This is a genomic window from Microcystis sp. LE19-10.1B, from assembly GCF_027530565.1.
GTDB lineage: Bacteria > Cyanobacteriota > Cyanobacteriia > Cyanobacteriales > Microcystaceae > Microcystis > Microcystis aeruginosa.
Genome location: NZ_JAPZQM010000367.1, coordinates 1 through 2,050, shown reverse-complemented (window position 1 = coordinate 2,050; position 2,050 = coordinate 1). Strand labels below are relative to the sequence as shown.

Genomic DNA, 2,050 nt, shown 5'->3' with positions numbered 1-2,050 from the left:
AACGCTTTCAAGACTCGGTTAACAATTTGTAATATTCCTTGTTGACACCCTTACTGACAAAGAAAAAACTGAAATCAAGTCAGGATAAGAGTTGGAGTGCTTAATGAAAAAATTGTTAAGAAAGATCCCTATAAGGGATAGCTTATCAAGGGGGGACTAAGGGGGGATCAGAGGCAAAATCCATTTTTAATTTAATTATAACCAGCTACTTATAACACAAAGTCGAGAAGAGCCTCTTAACTTTTTTTGTATCAAAATTACTTGAACGGGAGCATTAAAAGGGGAGAATTAATCCCCCCCATCAATCTAGACAAAGAAACTATTGACTGGAATAGGGCCGAGCGCCGGTAAACTACCCGTTAACCCGGTGAGATTAATCACCAAATCATTAGCACTTTGGAAACCCCCCGTACCGTCGTTGATAATTAGGTAAGTGGTAGTAGTATTAGCAACCCGCACTAAAGCAGCACTGTTCATCCCGATAGCTTGATTTCCGGCTGTTGCGCCATTAGCATCGGTAAAGACGTTAGTAACAATGGTGTTAATATTGGTCGTGGTGCTATCTGTTGCCCGGGTAAAAGCGAGAGGGGCATTAATGGCCCCACCAAATTGACAAGGCATTACCCGTGCCATTAAGATTACCAGTACCAGTGAGGACGAGATTTTCCACGTTGTCAGAAAGGGTATAGGAAATGGAAACTCGCAGTGAAACACCTCGTGAAACTTGGCTGCAACCGATTGTCGCTCTTCTGGGAGAAGGGGAATTCGCCGAGGCTTATGCTTTGGCTGCATACTTTCCTAACACTCGTAACAGACAACTCGTACAACTTGCTGCATTGCTGGGACAAAATAAGTTTAGTGAAGCTGATACTCTCTTAAAGAAATTTGCTGCTGAAACTCAAAGCCTTGTAGCTGATTTTGCAACTATTCTGAGCCAAGTCGATTTGGACCTGCTTGAGACAGCTTATCAAGCTATTAAGGCTCGATATTTCCAGTTGGCTGATTTCTGTATTCAATTTCAACTGCTCACTCATCCAGAAACAAGCTTATCAGTAATCCGTGAGGGACTAAGGCTAAGAAAAACTGAATTTGTTCAAGACATAAACTCATATGTAAAGGTGGAACCGACGGTTAGGGTTCCACCCGACAAATTGGCAGGTGGAGAAGCGGATTTAAACAGAAAATATATCGGCAACCCGGGTTATTTTAACTCGAATAAAGGGAGTATTAACGAGCGTGGGGAGTTTATTCGGCCGCCTTGCTCTGAGCAGCCTAAACCCCTTCCGTCGTCTAATAGCGTAACAATTCAACGCCACACTCGAATCGAATTCCCATCAGAATGTGTTCTTGAGCAAAAAGCTGAGTTAAAGATTCAGCTAACTGAAGAGATTCCAGAATTTACTCGTGTTCAAGAAAAAATTTTGCTTACAGTAGGACGTAATACTAAGCAAGTTGAACTAAATGTCAAGGTTACTGCTCCAGCATTTGCCATAAGACCTTATCAGCAGCAGTTGACTGTTCCAGTTAAAGGCGATTCCAACGAAGTGATTTTTACCCTTGTTCCTCTTGAAAGAGGTGAGCAAGTTATTGAGATTGAGTTTTTCAGAGGAGCAACAAGAGTTGGGTATGTAATCGTTCAAACTAACGTAACTTTCTACTCGTATAATAAAATATCGCCAAAAGTTTTATCAATGGAAGACCCAATTGATGGTCTCAAAAACTTAGAAAGTATGACGGTTAATCCCGATAAACATACACTTAATGTTACTTGGATTGAGAGAGAAAGTAAATTACTCTATACTATCTTCCCTGCCAATCGCTTAGGCGAGTGGGAGAAAACAATTCCTAATATTCAGCAACAAATTGAAGATGATTTGCGAAGTTTGAATGCTTTCCTGACAGAAGTAGTGCGGCTCTTCGTTACCCTTTATGCTAAATCAACATACAAGATGCCAAGATAACATACTTCTAACCCAAAAATTCCGAAAGTTTCTCAAGCCATAGCCTCTCCGTTTTATTAGTTTAAGTTTATTGTTGATTCCCTCGACCA

2 protein-coding genes and 1 pseudogene are annotated in these 2,050 nt (G+C 40.9%); 1 reads left to right on the top strand and 2 read right to left on the bottom strand.

The window, feature by feature from the left end; genetic code table 11:
• Window positions 1-306: 306 nt before the first annotated feature.
• Window positions 307-709, bottom strand: a pseudogene (locus O9332_RS13150) (bluetail domain-containing putative surface protein); the annotation flags it as partial.
• Between O9332_RS13150 and O9332_RS13145 the strand changes: the two are divergent.
• Window positions 693-1,961, top strand: coding sequence for a hypothetical protein (locus O9332_RS13145; RefSeq protein WP_288025928.1), 1,269 nt, complete (start codon window positions 693-695; stop codon window positions 1,959-1,961). The pseudogene O9332_RS13150 and the gene O9332_RS13145 overlap by 17 nt on opposite strands.
• Here O9332_RS13145 and O9332_RS13140 read toward each other — a convergent pair.
• Window positions 1,938-2,050, bottom strand: a 113-nt coding sequence (locus O9332_RS13140; protein ID WP_288023764.1) for a transposase, incomplete at its 5' end; no start/stop codon positions are given. The genes O9332_RS13145 and O9332_RS13140 overlap by 24 nt on opposite strands.